Raw genomic sequence first — 13,069 nt, forward strand, 5'->3', positions numbered from 1 at the left:
GGTGGCCATGAACGCATCCATCCTCACTGCCAGCCACTACGGCGTCGTCCATTTCGGCGATCTCGACTGCGAGGCGGTTGTGCTCACCACCGGCGAGCGCGGCTACGTCCGCAAGGAACTGGCCAAGCTTCTCGGTTTTCACGAATCGCACAAGGGTGGCCGTTTCGCCCGTTTTCTGGCTGACATTGCACCTAACTCATTGTCTCTATTGGAGAAATCATCCGGGCCGATTTTGCTGCCATCGGGACGCCAGACCCAGTTCTTCCCTGCAGGCATCATCGCGGACGTGGCCACCTCCGTGGTGGACGCAGCCATTGCAGGCACGCTGCACCGCGCACGCCAGGGCATCGTCGGTAACTGCCTGACGATCATGCGCGCTCTTGCCACCACTGGCGAGGTCGCGCTGATCGACGAGGCCACTGGCTACCAGCACCACCGCGCACCGGATGCGCTGCAGGAGCTGATCTCCAAGTTGCTGCGCCAGTCCTGCGCATCGTGGGAGCGCCGCTTCCATCCGGACTACTACCGCGCCATCTATCGGTTGTTCGGCTGGAAGTATCAGGGCCACGACCAGAACCCTCCGCATGTCGTCGGCCAGATCACGCTGCGCTGGGTCTACGGGCCGGTGCTGCCAGAGGACTTGCTGGGCGAGATCCGCAATCGCAAGGGCATCTCGCAGAAGCACCACCAGTGGCTGTCCGATCAGGGACTCGCGCATTTGGAATCGCAGATTCACGCGGTCACGGCGATTGCGCGCAGCTCGATGAGCTATCCCGACTTCAAGCGCCGCTGCGAGGCCGCCTTTGCTGGCGCTGCCCTGCAGTTGGGCCTGCTGCTCGATGAACTCGAGGAGGGGGCGTGAAATGCTGGGTCATCACGGCGACCGAGGCTGGCGAACTGCTGCCACGCGCCTTCCACGATCCGACCCACTTCGAATGCCGGATGTGCGCGTGGCAAGACCGCTGCTGGAGGACAACATGAGCAACGACACGCAATTCATCGGTGGCGTCGAACCGATGATCGACGCCAAGCAGGCCGCTGCCGCACTGCGACTGCCGTACTACTGGTTTGCTGATCCGCAGATGCGCAGCAAGTACAAGATTCCCCACTACCTGATGGGCGGTCTGGTGCGCTATCGACCATCAGAACTGTCCGCGTGGGCCGCGCGCAGCACCGCCGCGCAGGGGCGCAACGGGGACGCCGATGTTGAGGAGGCCGAATGACGCTCGACTTCAACGACATCGCGCCACTGCCCGACCCCACCCGCCGCACCCTCGGTGATGCCGAACGCGAAGAACTGCGTGCCGAACTGCTCGCGCGTCTTGAATCAGTTCTGATCACCTTGTTCCCGGCGGGCAAGAAGCGCCGTGGCAAGTTCCTGATCGGAGACGTGCTGGGTAGTCCCGGCGACAGCCTCGAGGTGGTGCTCGATGGCGAGAAGGCTGGACTGTGGACAGATCGCGCCACCGGCGACGGTGGCGACATCTATGCACTGATTGCCGCGCACCTCGATATCGACGTGCTCAACGACTTCCCGCGCGTGCTCGACGCCGCCGCCGATCTGATCGGACGCTCGCGTTCCGCACCAGTACGCAAGGCCAACAAGAAGGACGTGCCGGTCGACGAACTCGGCCCCGCCACCGCGAAGTGGGACTATCTCGACGCCCAAGGCCATCTCATCGCCGTCGTCTACCGCTACGACCCGCCCGGACAGAAGAAGCAGTTCCGGCCCTGGGATGCGAAGCGGCGCAAGATGGCACCGCCCGACCCGCGTCCGCTCTACAACCAGCCAGGGATGACCAGTACCGCGCAGGTGGTGCTGGTCGAAGGCGAGAAGTGCGCGCAGGCCCTGATCGACGCGGGCATCGTGGCCACCACGGCGATGCACGGCGCGAACGCTCCGGTTGAAAAGACCGACTGGTCGCCATTGGCCGGAAAGGCTGTACTGATCTGGCCCGACCGCGACAAGCCGGGCTGGGAGTACGCCACGCAGGCGGCACAGGCCATCTTGTCGGCGGGGGCCAAATCCTGCCACGTCCTCTACCCGCCCGAAGAGGCTGCAGAGGGCTGGGACGTGGCCGACGCCATCGCCGAGGGCTTCGATGTCGCCACCTTCCTCACCCACGGGCCGCGCCTTCAGATGCACGACGTGGCCGATGACGTTGATCCAGTCGTCAGCAGCGACGAGTCCGTCTGGGGTACGGAGGACGCGCTGGCGCTGTCCTTCACGCGCCGCTACCACCGCGACTGGCGCTACGTGGCTGGCTGGGGAAAGTGGCTGGTGTGGGACGGGCAACGCTGGCGCACCGAGGACACGTTGGCGGCCACGGACTTGATCCGCAGCGTTTGTCGCCAGACGGCTGTACGCGCCGACAACCCCAAGGTCGCTGCCAAATTGGCCAGCGCAGGAACGGTCGGCGGTGTGGAACGCCTGGCGCGTGCTGACCGCAGGCACGCGGCCACTACCGACGAATGGGATGCAGATCCGTGGCTGCTCAACACGCCAGGCGGCGTGGTCGATCTCAAGACAGGCCGGATGCGCCCGCACGAGCGCGCCGATCGGATGACCAAGATCACCACAGCCACGCCCAGCGGCGACTGCCCGACCTGGAGGCAGTTCATCGACGAGGTCACGGGCGGTGACAAGGAACTGCAGTCCTATCTGCAACGGATGGTCGGCTACGCGCTGACCGGATCGACGCAAGAGCACGCGCTGTTTTTCCTGTACGGCACAGGTGCGAACGGCAAGTCGGTGTTCGTCAACACGCTGGCCACCATCCTCGGTGATTACGCGACCAATGCGCCGATGGACACCTTCATGGAAACGCGCACCGACCGGCACCCGACCGATATGGCGGGACTGCGCGGCGCGCGCTTCGTGGCGGCCATCGAAACCGAACAGGGAAAACGCTGGGCCGAGTCGAAGCTCAAGAACCTCACCGGTGGCGACAAGATCTCGGCGCGCTTCATGCGCCAGGACTTCTTCGAGTTCTTCCCGCAGTTCAAGTTGTTCGTGGCGGGCAACCACAAGCCCGCGATTCGCAATATCGACGAGGCGATGAAACGCAGGCTGCACCTGATCCCTTTCACGATCACCGTGCCGCCCGAGCGCCGCGACAAGAACCTGCAACAGAAGCTCCTGGCCGAACGTGACGGCATCCTCGCGTGGGCCGTGCAGGGCAGTCTCGACTGGCAGCGCCACGGACGACTCAGCCCGCCACAACGCGTGGTGGACGCCACCGAGGAGTATTTCGAAGCCGAGGACGCCCTGGGCCGCTGGCTCGATGAGCGCTGCGTGCGCGAGCCCAACGCCAAGTCGCTGACCGCCGAGCTGTTCAACGACTGGAAGCAGTGGGCTGAAGCCTCTGGCGAGTTTGTCGGCGCACAACGCCGCTTTTCCGATCTGCTCATCACGCGCGGGTTGGACAAATGGCGCAACGGGATGGCATCTCCGATTGGGATGGCCTGATGCGCGGCGTGTTCGCGCACCTGCCGATGGCGGGCGACGGTCAGGTGCTGGTCAATCTTGGCCTGATCCACCGCGACAACGAGGTGATCCCGTATTGGGACGGTTGGCTATCTTGGATGCGCCAGCAAGGGTGGCGGCGCTTCGCCTGGTACGTCTGGGATCAGGGGCCTGGGATGCCCGGCGACTGGGCAGGCCGTTTCGCGCCGAGCTTCGAGTTCGTCTTTCACTTCAACCGGGAGAGCCGTAAGCCGAACAAGATCGTCCCCTGCAAGCACGCAGGCCAGGAATCCCACCTGCGCGCCGACGGGTCGTCCACCGCGATGCGCGGCAAGGATGGCGAGGTGGGCGGCTGGACGCACAAGGGGCTGCCGACGCAAGACACCCGTATCCCCGACTCGGTGATCCGCGTGATGCGCCACAAGGGCAAGATCGGCCAGGACATTGACCACCCGGCCGTGTTCCCGGTGGCGCTGCCGGAATTCGTGATCGAGGCTTACACGGACGCGGGCGACATCGTGTTTGAGCCCTTCGGCGGCAGCGGCACGACGATGCTGGCCGCCGAGCGCACCGGTCGGATCTGCTGCAGCGTGGAGATCGCCCCGCAGTACGTGGACGTGGCCATCAAGCGGTTCCAGCAGAACCACCCCGGCATACCGGTCACCTTGATCGCCACCGGTCAGTCCTTCGAGCAGGTCGCCGTTGAGCGCGCCACCACCCCGGATGCCGAGGTGGTGGCATGAACTGGCTGGCCGACAAGATCGAACAGTGGCCGACCGCCAAGTTGCTGCCCTACGCCCGCAACGCGCGCACCCATTCCGAGGAGCAGGTGGCGCAGATCGCCGCCAGCATCGCGGAGTTCGGATTCACCAATCCGATCCTGGCGGGCAGCGACGGCATCATCGTCGCTGGCCACGGTCGTCTCGCTGCCGCCCAGAAGCTGGGTCTGGAACGGGTACCGGTGGTCGTGCTCGATCACCTGACGCCGACCCAGCGCCGGGCCCTGGTCATTGCCGACAACCGCATCGCAGAGAACGCAGGCTGGGACGATGCGATGCTAAGGATCGAACTGGAAGCATTACAACTCGAAGGCTTCGATCTAGACATCACCGGCTTCGACGCCGACGCGCTGGCTGAACTGATCGCGGGCGACGAGCCGGACAACGAGGGTCAGACGGACGAGGATGCGGTGCCCGAGGTCAGCGAGACACCCATCTCGCGTCCGGGCGATGTCTGGATCATGGGCCAGCACCGGCTGCTGTGCGGCGACTCGACCGTGGCCGAGAGCTACGACCACCTGATGCAAGGCGCGGTGGCGGACATGGTCTTCACCGACCCGCCGTACAACGTGAACTACGCCAACTCTGCCCGCGACAAGATGCGCGGTAAGGATCGCGCGATCCTGAACGACAACCTGGGGGATGCCTTCTACGACTTCCTGCTGGCAGCGCTGACGCCCACGGTGGCGCATTGCCGGGGCGGCATTTACGTGGCGATGTCCTCCAGCGAGCTGGATGTGCTGCAGGCTGCCTTCCGTGCCGCCGGTGGTAAATGGTCTACCTTCATCATCTGGGCCAAGAACACCTTCACCCTGGGGCGCGCCGACTACCAGCGCCAGTACGAGCCGATCCTCTACGGATGGCCCGAGGGGGCGACACGCCACTGGTGTGGTGACCGCGACCAGGGGGATGTCTGGAACATCAAGAAGCCGCAGAAGAACGACTTGCACCCGACCATGAAGCCGGTGGAGTTGGTGGAGCGGGCAATCCGCAACTCCAGCCAGCCTAGGGACGTGGTGCTCGATCCCTTCGGCGGTTCCGGCACGACGCTGATCGCGGCGGAAAAGTCAGGGCGCGTTGCGCGGCTGATCGAACTCGATCCGAAGTACGTGGATGTGATCGTGCGTCGGTGGGAAGAGTTCACCGGGAAGCAGGCCACCCGCGAGGCGGATGGCGCGGCGCTCGATCAGACGGCCAGCGATTCCTCGACGATCTCGCAGTGAATCACAAAGCCCGTCAGGTAAGGCAGGCCGCGCGGGATGCCGTATTGCTTGCTGGTCTGGCGGCCAATCGTCCAGCCCATCCAGCGTTGGGTGGCTGCGTTGATCGCGTCCGCCAGGGCCTTGCCCTCGTAACGCCCGTTCTGGACGTCGTCGGCAAAGTGGCGTCCGTGGCGGCTGTCGAGGAAGGCCCGAACCGATTCGAGGGGCTGGCTGGTGGCGTCCGAAATGGCGACCATCGCCAGGGGCCACGCCGCGCTGGCGTGCTCGTTCATCGTGCCCCAAAAGCCCCAGGCTTCGTTCTGGGTGGCGGGGATCTGCGTGGTGGTGTTCATCTCTGGCTCCTTCGGGTTGATCGTTGCGACACCCGTAGTAACGCGCTGTTCGATTGAGAAGCCAAGCGCCACTTGGCCTCTTCCTCGATCTTTCTGATCAGGCGATGCGGTACACCCGCTCGCCGCCCTGCGGTTTCTCCGACACGATGGTCAGGCCCAGCTTCTTCTTGAAAGCCCCGGCGAAGGTGCCGCGCACTGTGTGTGCCTGCCAACCGGTGGCGGTGCAGATCTGGCCGATGGTTGCGCCTTCGGGGCGTTGCAGCATCCGGATCACTTCGGCTTGCTTGCTGTTGTCGCGGGTGCGCGGCTTGGCCCACGTTGCTTCGGCGGCGGTTACGGCGGCTTCCAGTTCGGGATCGCTCGTGGCGACTGGTGCGCCTTCAGCGTTGGCGATGATCTGGTCGAGATGGGCTTCGAATTGACCGATGCCATTCTTGTTCACCCCCGGGCGTGACATGCCCAGGGCGTCGTAGCCCTCGGCGGCGACGAACCAGTCGGTGCCATCGGTGGTGATAAGGGCACGGTTGAACATCCCGTCGAGCACTTTCTTGCGTGCGCCGCCTTTGATGTTGTCGGGGAACCAGTCGATCTTGCCGCCGCTGGTGTTGATGGCCTTGGCCAGGATGGCGTGCTGGGCCGGGGTCAGGTTGGTGGTGGTCATGGGCTGCTCCTTCGGGGGTGGTGGATGACGATGTGATGAACGCGCTGTCTGGGACTGAAGCCAAGCGCTTTCTGCTTGGCTTCGTGTGTTTCCGATCAGTCCTTGGCGATTTCTGCTTCCGTGGCCTTCGGGCTCGCAGCGCCAAGTTCGACGCCCGCCTTGAAGGCCGCTTCCAACGCGTCCCGGATGCACCACACCGCCGTGTCGTGGAAGTCGAGGCTGTCGGCGTTGCGGGTCTGCAGGGTTTCGATGCCCAGATGCTTCTGGGCGATCTGGGTGAGGATGGTGTCGATCTGGCTCATGGCGTGTTCCTTTCGGGGGTGGTTGGCGTGACGTGATGAACGCGCTGTTCCCGATGGAAGCCAAGCTCAATCTGCGGACATGACGAACAAATGAGTGAAGGTGACGATGGGACTTTCGATTCGCGCCTACGCGCGCCACCGTGGCGTGTCGCACGTGGCCGTGAAAAAGGCTATCGACACCGGGCGGATCACGCCGCTGCCTGACGGCACGATTGATCCGGACACGGCCGATGCCCAGTGGGCACAAAACACATTGCAGCCGCGCAGCGCCGCTGCGCCAGAGAAGGTCAGCACTGCGAAAGCGCGGCGCGTGGTAGCGACGGACGAAGCAGCAACGCAGCGCGATGCCGTCGACGCCAGCACAGCGCCGATGTCGGCCAGTGGCACCTCGCTCTTGCAAGCGCGCACGGTCAACGAGGTGCTCAAGGCCAAGCTCAACAACCTGGAGCTGGCGCACCGCAAGAAGGAACTGGTGGATCGGGCGCAGGCCGTGGCCCACGTTTTCAAGCTCGCGCGCATCGAGCGCGATGCGTGGTTGAACTGGCCTGCGCGCGTCTCCGGCCAGATGGCGTCCACGCTCGGCATCGACGCGCACCAGATGCACGTGGCGCTCGAATCTGCTGTGCGCGAGCACTTGATTGAGTTGGGCGAGTTGCGTCCGCGCGTGGATTGATGACGATGGACTACGAAGGCGCGCAAGAAATCGAACGGGCGTGGTGCGACGGGCTTACTCCCGACCCGCTGCTCACGGTATCGGAATGGTCGGATCGCCACCGGATGCTGTCCAGCAAGGCCTCGGCCGAGCCGGGGCGCTGGCGCACCAGCCGCACGCCTTATCTCAAGGCGATCATGGACTGCCTGTCGCCGACCTCGCCGGTCGAGCGGGTGGTATTTATGAAAGCGGCACAGCTTGGCGCGACCGAGATGGGATCGAACTGGATCGGCTATGTGATCCATCACGCACCCGGTCCAATGATGGCGGTGTGGCCAACAGTGGAGATGGCCAAGCGCAACTCCAAGCAGCGGATCGATCCGCTGATCGAGGAGTCGTCTGCACTGGCTGAACTGATTGCACCGGCGCGCAGCCGGGATTCCGGCAACACCATCCTGGCCAAGGAGTTCCGGGGTGGCGTGCTGGTGATGACCGGGGCCAACAGCGCGGTCGGCCTGCGCTCGATGCCGGTGCGGTATCTGTTTCTCGACGAGGTCGATGGCTATCCCTTGGACGTCGAGGGTGAAGGTGATGCGATCTCTCTGGCCGAAGCCCGCACACGTACCTTCGCGCGGCGCAAGATCTTCATCGTCTCGACTCCGACGATTTCAGGGGCATCGGCTATCGAGCGCGAGTACGAGGCCAGTGACCAACGTCGCTACTTCGTGCCGTGTCCGCATTGCTCCCACCGTCAGTGGCTGCGTTTCGAGCAGCTCCGATGGGACAAAGGGCAACCGGAGACCGCTGCCTACATCTGCGAGTCGTGTGACACCGCGATTGCCGAGCACCACAAAACGTGGATGCTGGAGCACGGCGAGTGGCGCGCGATGATCACCGATGGCACGGGCAAGACGGCAGGCTTCCACCTGTCGTCGCTATACAGCCCGGTGGGCTGGCGTTCGTGGCGTGAGATCGCCGCTGCGTGGGAAGCCGCCGTCAGTAAAGAGTCGGGATCGGCCGCTGCCATCAAGACCTTCAAGAACACCGAGCTGGGTGAAACCTGGGTCGAGGAGGGCGAAGCCCCGGACTGGCAACGACTGGTCGAGCGCAGAGAGGACTACCGCGTCGGCACGGTGCCGCAAGGCGGTCTGCTCTTGGTCGGCGCGGCCGACGTGCAGAAAGATCGTATCGAGGCGTCGGTCTGGGCCTTCGGGCGTGGCAAGGAGTCGTGGCTGGTCGAGCACCGAGTCCTGATGGGCGATACCGCACGGGACACAGTGTGGAAGGCGCTGGCCGCGATGCTGGCCGAGAACTGGACGCACGCCTCGGGGGTGGCGATGCCACTGGCGCGCTTCGCGCTGGACACCGGCTTTGCCACGCAGGAGGCTTACGCCTTCGTGCGAGCCTGCCACGATCCGCGCGTGATGGCGGTCAAGGGCGTACCGCGCGGTGCCGCACTGATCGGCGATGTGCGGACAACGCCGATCAAGACCAAGGGGGGTGGAAAGAAATGAGCGAACAGCGCAGCAACCTTCAGATCGCCACCCACCTCGATGCCAAGGCGCTGGGCTATTGCAATGCTGGCCTGCGCCGTTGGTTTCCGCGCGACGGCGTGACCTTCGAGGATTTTCGCCAGCAGGGCGTGAGCACCGACTGGCTGCGTGCCACCGGAGACGCGATGGCGATCCGCTTGGCCGAGTACGTCGAGCAGGCAGAAACAGAGGCCAAGGCATGAGCGGTGGCGGCAAAGGCAGCAAGAGCGTCACAGTCGGCTACCGCTACTATGCCGGGATGCATCTGGCGTTGTGCCATGGCCCGATCGATTCGCTGAACAGTATCGTGGTCGGCCAGCGCACGGCGTGGTCGGGGGCGCTGACGTCCAGCGGACGGATCACCATCAACCAACCCGAGCTATTTGGCGGCGACGACCGCGAGGGTGGCATCGTCGGTGCCGTCGACCTGGTGATGGGAAATGCTTCAGACGGTCCGAACGATTACCTCGTCTCCAGGCTCGGCGCCAACGTACCGGCCTTTCGGGGCGTGGTGTCGCTGGTGCTGCGTCAACCGCAGTTGTCGGCGATGAACCCCTACATCAAACCGTGGAGCGCTGAGGTGACGCGGATCATCCGGCGCTCCGACGGATCGCCGCAGTGGTACTCGGACAAGGCCGCTATCGACGGTGACATGAATCCGGCGCACATCATCTATGAGTGCCTGACCGACCGCACTTGGGGCCGGGGCTACAGTCCGGCCGAGATCGACGATGCGTCGTTCCGTGCCGCCGCCGACACGCTCTACGCCGAGAGCTTCGGTCTCTCGATCCTGTGGGATCAGCAGCAGGATATCGAGGCCTTCATCGAGCGCATCCTGCAGCACATCGACGGTTCGATCTACGTGAGCCCGCGCACGGGGCTGTTCACGCTGAAGCTGACCCGAGACGACTACGACCCGGCGACGCTGCTGGAACTGAACCAGACCAACGTTATCCGGCTGGAGTCCTTCGAGCGCACCTTGCCCGAGGAATTGGTCAATCAGGTCACGCTCTCGTACCACGACCGGGCAACCGACAAGAGCGTGTCGATCTCGGTACAAGACATTGCCGGCATCGAGCGCAGCCTGGGCGAAATCAAGGATGCCAAGGTCAGCTACGAGGGCGTGGCCAACGGCGCCTTAGCCGCACGCCTCGCGATGCGGGATCTGCGTCAGCTTTCGTCCACTCTGGCGAAGGTCACGCTGGTGGCCAACCGCACGGCCGCCAGCCTCAACATCGGCGACGTGTTCAGATTCTCCTGGCCCGAGCTGCGGATCGAGCAATTGATCCTTAGGGTCGCGCAGATCAGCTACGGGACGCTGGCCGACGGCCGGGTGCGGATCACCTGTGTCGAGGATGTGTTCGGCCTGCCTGATGCCGTTTATCTCGTACCCGCCGAGAGCGGCTGGGTCGATCCCCGGCAAGCGCCGATCGCGGCGAATTTCGTGTCGGTGAGCGAACTGCCGTACTGGACCCTCGTGCGCGAGCTCACCGGCGAGTCGGCCGCCGCACAGGCCGAGATTGATCCGGACGGCGGATTCCTGTCTGTCTCCGTCGTGCGGCCCTCGAATGCAGCCATCAACTACACGGTACTGACCCGGCAGGGCTCGGCGGCTTTCGAGAAGATCGGTGTCGGCGACTTCGTCCCGTCGTGCGTGCTGGCGAACGACATCGGGCAAACCGAAACCGTGCTGAATGTCCTCTACAGCGTCGATCTGGATTTAGTGGCGCTGGACACCTACGCGCAGCTCGGCGGAGAACTGGTTGCGGTCAGGGCAATCGATGTCGCGGCCGGCACCGTGTCGGTGGATCGCGGCGTGCTGGATACGGTACCCGCGAAACACGCGGCCGGCACCCGGCTGTACTTCGTCGAAGGTGGGCAGTTTTACACCACGGCCCAGTATCTGAGCGGCGAGACGGTGCAAGCCAAGGTGCTGCCCGCGACCGGGATGGGGCGCTTGGCGGAAGCCTCGGCCGCCGCGATCAGCTACACCTTTGCCAAGCGGCAGATCAGGCCTTATCCACCCGGCAGGTTCAGGGTCAACAACCTTGACTACACCGTGAGTCACATCACGGGGGAACTGACGGTCAGCTGGGCACACCGCAGCCGGGTACTGCAGACCTCCTATCTGGTGACGCAGGGAGAAACCAATATCGGGCCGGAGCCAGGCACGACGTACACCGTGCGGATCTATGGCGAGGCCGGCACGCTCAAGCACGTAGAAACGGGAGTGACCGGCACGAGCTGGACCTATCCGATGGCCACCGAAGTCGCCGAAAGCGGCCTGAACCGACCGAACGAAAAACTGACCGTCAAGGTCGAGGCGGTGCGCGACGGGTACACCAGCTGGCAGGCCCAGCAGATCGACATCCCCGAGTGCCGTGGCTACGGCATGTTCTACGGGGCCACCTACGGAGAATGAAATGGCAGCACTGATCGGCCCGAACCTGGGCATGAACTACGGCTGGAGCGCCCGCGAGTCGGGATGGAACACCGGAATGGATGCCAACCTGAAACTGCTCGATGCGGTGCTGCAGTTGTCGGTGAAGTCGCGCACCTTGGCAAGCCCGTCGACCGCTCCAGCGAACGGCGAGCGCTACATCGTGGCATCCAGTCCCACAGGCGCGTGGGCCGGAAAGGCCGGGCAGATTGCAGTGCGCCTTGAGGGTGCGTGGTTCTTCTACGTCCCGAAGATCGGCTGGACCTGCTTCATCGAGGACGAGGACGTGCTCGCCGTCTACAAGCCCACCGGCTGGAGCGCCGGCCTGCCCATCTGAACCGCATCCCCACCCCACTATCTCGAACCCGCCCACGTGGCGGGTTTTTCGTTTCTGGAGACCACCTATGACCGAAGACGCCAAACCCGCCCTCGTCGAGAACATGGTCCTGCTGCGCCGCGAGGACTTCGAGGAACTGCTCGACTGCGCCGCCGAACGCGGTGCCGAGCGCTGCCTCGCCCACCTGGGCCTGGAGAACGGCAGTGCCGCCCGCGACATCCGCGAGCTGCGCGACCTCCTTGATGCCTGGCGCGACGCCCGTCGCACCGCCTGGCAGACCTTCGTGAAGGTGCTGACCACTGGCCTGCTGGCCGCGCTGTTGGTCGGCGCCGCGATCAAGTTCAAGCTCATGGGAGGCTCGCAATGATCGAGACCCTGCTCGGAGGATTGCTCGGCGGGGCCTTCCGTCTTGCACCTGAAATCCTCAAATGGCTTGACCGCAAGGGAGAGCGTGGCCACGAACTGGCGATGCAGGACAAGGCGCTGGAGTTCGAGAAGCTGCGCGGCGCGCAGCGAATGTCGGAAATCGGCGCGGGTGCCGACGCGGCATGGAACGTCGGAGCCATCGAAACCTTGCGCGAAGCCGTTCGCACTCAGGGCGAGAAAACCGGTGTGCGCTGGGCCGATGCGCTGAGCTCCAGCGTCCGCCCGGTCATCACCTACTGGTTCATGGCGCTGTACTGTGCGACCAAAACAGCAACAGTCGCCGCCGCTGTGACAGGTGGCACAGGCTGGGGCGTTGCCATCCTGTATGCCTGGACGGAGGCAGACCAAGCCCTCTGGGCCGGGGTGCTGAACTTCTGGTTCCTCGGGCGCGTATTTGACCGGGTGCGGCCGTGATCGAGGTGCCGAAGGCGGCCATCGAACTGGCCAAGCGCTTTGAGGGATTCGAGCGTAAGGTGAAGCGCGGAATCGAGATCACTGCCGTTCCCTATATCTGCCCAGCAGGGTTCTGGACGATTGGGTACGGCCATCTCTGCGATCCCAAGCATTCGCCGATCACGGAGGCAGAAGCTGAGGTCTATCTGGCGCGCGACCTGCAATCGGCACTCGCCGCGACGCTGCGCTACTGCCCGGTGCTGGCCACAGAGCCAGAGAGCAGGCTCGCTGCCATCGTGGACTTCACGTTCAACCTCGGGGCGGGGCGGCTGCAGACCTCGACGCTGCGACGGCGGATCAACCAACGAGACTGGGGTGCAGCCGCAACAGAGCTGCGTCGATGGGTCTATGGTGGCGGCAAAGTGCTGCCGGGACTCTTCGCGCGACGAGAGGCTGAAATTTCCTTACTGGACACCAAAGTGTAGGGCATCGAGTTTCTGCGGCGCGAATACTTCATGCATCCCAT

14 protein-coding genes and 2 pseudogenes are annotated in these 13,069 nt (G+C 64.4%); 13 read left to right on the forward strand and 3 right to left on the reverse strand.

Going from position 1 to position 13,069, the window contains the following annotated elements:
* Window positions 1–7: 7 nt before the first annotated feature.
* The 5 genes and pseudogenes from F1599_RS19400 to F1599_RS19420 all read left to right on the forward strand — a co-directional run bounded on the left by F1599_RS19400 (window position 8) and on the right by F1599_RS19420 (window position 5,468).
* Entirely contained in the window at window positions 8–862 is an 855-nt protein-coding gene (locus F1599_RS19400; RefSeq protein ID WP_009238683.1) for a P63C domain-containing protein, read from the forward strand.
* A 115-nt stretch (window positions 863–977) separates the two neighbouring features.
* Window positions 978–1,223, forward strand: a complete 246-nt coding sequence (locus tag F1599_RS19405) for a hypothetical protein (protein ID WP_009238686.1) — start codon at window positions 978–980, stop codon at window positions 1,221–1,223.
* A complete protein-coding gene (locus F1599_RS19410) occupies window positions 1,220–3,469 on the forward strand; it encodes a phage/plasmid primase, P4 family (RefSeq protein WP_150084166.1) in 2,250 nt (749 codons plus the stop codon). Before F1599_RS19405 ends, F1599_RS19410 begins: the two co-directional genes overlap by 4 nt.
* A pseudogene (locus F1599_RS19415) lies at window positions 3,436–4,209 on the forward strand (DNA-methyltransferase); the annotation flags it as partial. The gene F1599_RS19410 and the pseudogene F1599_RS19415, both read left to right, overlap by 34 nt.
* The gene (locus tag F1599_RS19420) at window positions 4,206–5,468 is read left to right on the forward strand and encodes a site-specific DNA-methyltransferase (RefSeq protein WP_150084167.1); all 1,263 of its coding nucleotides are present in this window, start codon (window positions 4,206–4,208) and stop codon (window positions 5,466–5,468) included. The pseudogene F1599_RS19415 and the gene F1599_RS19420, both read left to right, overlap by 4 nt.
* On the opposite strand, the gene F1599_RS19425 is transcribed toward F1599_RS19420, so the two are convergent.
* The 3 genes from F1599_RS19425 to F1599_RS19435 all read right to left on the reverse strand — a co-directional run bounded on the left by F1599_RS19425 (window position 5,432) and on the right by F1599_RS19435 (window position 6,763).
* Window positions 5,432–5,800: a hypothetical protein gene (locus tag F1599_RS19425; protein WP_150084168.1), complete on the reverse strand. Its 369-nt coding sequence runs from the start codon at window positions 5,798–5,800 to the stop codon at window positions 5,432–5,434. The two genes, F1599_RS19420 and F1599_RS19425, sit on opposite strands and share 37 nt — an antisense overlap.
* 97 nt (window positions 5,801–5,897) lie before the next feature.
* Window positions 5,898–6,461, reverse strand: a complete 564-nt coding sequence (locus tag F1599_RS19430) for a DUF3489 domain-containing protein (RefSeq protein ID WP_150084169.1) — start codon at window positions 6,459–6,461, stop codon at window positions 5,898–5,900.
* A gap of 95 nt (window positions 6,462–6,556) precedes the next feature.
* Window positions 6,557–6,763, reverse strand: coding sequence for a DUF6900 domain-containing protein (locus F1599_RS19435; protein WP_150084170.1), 207 nt, complete (start codon window positions 6,761–6,763; stop codon window positions 6,557–6,559).
* A 106-nt stretch (window positions 6,764–6,869) separates the two neighbouring features.
* Here F1599_RS19435 and F1599_RS19440 point away from each other — a divergent pair, with 106 nt between their 5' ends.
* From F1599_RS19440 to F1599_RS19475, 8 genes and pseudogenes are all read left to right on the forward strand, one after another.
* Window positions 6,870–7,436: an elements of external origin gene (locus F1599_RS19440; RefSeq protein WP_150084497.1), complete on the forward strand. Its 567-nt coding sequence runs from the start codon at window positions 6,870–6,872 to the stop codon at window positions 7,434–7,436.
* Window positions 7,436–8,926 (forward strand): annotated as a pseudogene (locus F1599_RS19445) (phage terminase large subunit family protein); the annotation flags it as partial. The gene F1599_RS19440 and the pseudogene F1599_RS19445, both read left to right, overlap by 1 nt.
* Window positions 8,926–9,150, forward strand: a complete 225-nt coding sequence (locus F1599_RS19450; RefSeq protein WP_150084171.1) for a hypothetical protein — start codon at window positions 8,926–8,928, stop codon at window positions 9,148–9,150. The pseudogene F1599_RS19445 and the gene F1599_RS19450, both read left to right, overlap by 1 nt.
* The gene (locus tag F1599_RS19455; protein ID WP_053821295.1) at window positions 9,147–11,369 is read left to right on the forward strand and encodes a phage tail protein; all 2,223 of its coding nucleotides are present in this window, start codon (window positions 9,147–9,149) and stop codon (window positions 11,367–11,369) included. Before F1599_RS19450 ends, F1599_RS19455 begins: the two co-directional genes overlap by 4 nt.
* A gap of 1 nt (window position 11,370) precedes the next feature.
* Window positions 11,371–11,724 (forward strand): DUF2793 domain-containing protein, encoded by a 354-nt coding sequence (locus F1599_RS19460; RefSeq protein ID WP_150084172.1) that lies wholly within the window; start codon window positions 11,371–11,373, stop codon window positions 11,722–11,724.
* A gap of 67 nt (window positions 11,725–11,791) precedes the next feature.
* Entirely contained in the window at window positions 11,792–12,091 is a 300-nt protein-coding gene (locus F1599_RS19465; protein WP_087780729.1) for a DUF6127 family protein, read from the forward strand.
* The gene (locus tag F1599_RS19470) at window positions 12,088–12,564 is read left to right on the forward strand and encodes a hypothetical protein (RefSeq protein WP_053821292.1); all 477 of its coding nucleotides are present in this window, start codon (window positions 12,088–12,090) and stop codon (window positions 12,562–12,564) included. The genes F1599_RS19465 and F1599_RS19470 overlap by 4 nt, the downstream gene beginning before the upstream one ends.
* Window positions 12,561–13,028, forward strand: coding sequence for a lysozyme (locus tag F1599_RS19475; RefSeq protein ID WP_170265834.1), 468 nt, complete (start codon window positions 12,561–12,563; stop codon window positions 13,026–13,028). Before F1599_RS19470 ends, F1599_RS19475 begins: the two co-directional genes overlap by 4 nt.
* The last annotated feature ends 41 nt before the right edge of the window (window positions 13,029–13,069 follow it).

Source organism: Cupriavidus cauae (assembly GCF_008632125.1).
In the GTDB taxonomy this organism is placed as follows: Bacteria; Pseudomonadota; Gammaproteobacteria; order Burkholderiales; family Burkholderiaceae; genus Cupriavidus; species Cupriavidus cauae.

What these genes read in the sequence shown, in the direction of transcription:
- F1599_RS19425 (WP_150084168.1), bottom strand. Translation starts at nt 5,800, where the DNA reads ATGAACACCACCACGCAGATCCCCGCCACCCAGAACGAAGCCTGGGGC.
- F1599_RS19420 (WP_150084167.1), top strand. Translation starts at nt 4,206, where the DNA reads ATGAACTGGCTGGCCGACAAGATCGAACAGTGGCCGACCGCCAAGTTG.
- F1599_RS19450 (WP_150084171.1), top strand. Translation starts at nt 8,926, where the DNA reads ATGAGCGAACAGCGCAGCAACCTTCAGATCGCCACCCACCTCGATGCC.
- F1599_RS19435 (WP_150084170.1), bottom strand. Translation starts at nt 6,763, where the DNA reads ATGAGCCAGATCGACACCATCCTCACCCAGATCGCCCAGAAGCATCTG.
- F1599_RS19460 (WP_150084172.1), top strand. Translation starts at nt 11,371, where the DNA reads ATGGCAGCACTGATCGGCCCGAACCTGGGCATGAACTACGGCTGGAGC.
- F1599_RS19430 (WP_150084169.1), bottom strand. Translation starts at nt 6,461, where the DNA reads ATGACCACCACCAACCTGACCCCGGCCCAGCACGCCATCCTGGCCAAG.
- F1599_RS19455 (WP_053821295.1), top strand. Translation starts at nt 9,147, where the DNA reads ATGAGCGGTGGCGGCAAAGGCAGCAAGAGCGTCACAGTCGGCTACCGC.
- F1599_RS19440 (WP_150084497.1), top strand. Translation starts at nt 6,870, where the DNA reads ATGGGACTTTCGATTCGCGCCTACGCGCGCCACCGTGGCGTGTCGCAC.
- F1599_RS19470 (WP_053821292.1), top strand. Translation starts at nt 12,088, where the DNA reads ATGATCGAGACCCTGCTCGGAGGATTGCTCGGCGGGGCCTTCCGTCTT.
- F1599_RS19410 (WP_150084166.1), top strand. Translation starts at nt 1,220, where the DNA reads ATGACGCTCGACTTCAACGACATCGCGCCACTGCCCGACCCCACCCGC.
- F1599_RS19400 (WP_009238683.1), top strand. Translation starts at nt 8, where the DNA reads ATGAACGCATCCATCCTCACTGCCAGCCACTACGGCGTCGTCCATTTC.
- F1599_RS19405 (WP_009238686.1), top strand. Translation starts at nt 978, where the DNA reads ATGAGCAACGACACGCAATTCATCGGTGGCGTCGAACCGATGATCGAC.
- F1599_RS19465 (WP_087780729.1), top strand. Translation starts at nt 11,792, where the DNA reads ATGACCGAAGACGCCAAACCCGCCCTCGTCGAGAACATGGTCCTGCTG.